Source organism: Affinundibacterium nitidum, from assembly GCF_014284155.1.
In the GTDB taxonomy this organism is placed as follows: Bacteria; Pseudomonadota; Gammaproteobacteria; order Burkholderiales; family Burkholderiaceae_D; genus Undibacterium; species Undibacterium nitidum.
The window spans coordinates 1-277 of record NZ_JACOFZ010000052.1 but is presented as its reverse complement, the minus strand read 5'-3'; the positions used below and the strand labels follow the sequence as shown (position 1 = coordinate 277).

Genomic DNA, 277 nt, shown 5'->3' with positions numbered 1-277 from the left:
AGGACGTTGATAGGCTGGGTGTGGAAGTGCAGTAATGCATTAAGCTAACCAGTACTAATTGCCCGTACGGCTTGTCCCTATAACTTTGGTCAGTTATAGATAACTACGACAAGTATTACAAAAGTGTGTGCTAAACGTAAGTTTGAGCAATCACAACCGATTATTTCTGACGATAACATCGTCTACTTCTTCCCAATTGGATTTGCTGAAAGCGACAAAACAACGCGCTCTCAACAAATCAACAAGTTATGCCTGATGACTATAGCAAGTTGGTCCC

At 41.5% G+C, this 277-nt stretch carries 1 rRNA gene; it reads left to right on the top strand.

What is annotated here, in order from left to right:
* Positions 1-79 (top strand): 23S ribosomal RNA (locus H8K36_RS18985); the annotation flags it as partial.
* Between the last annotated feature and the right edge of the window lie 198 nt (positions 80-277).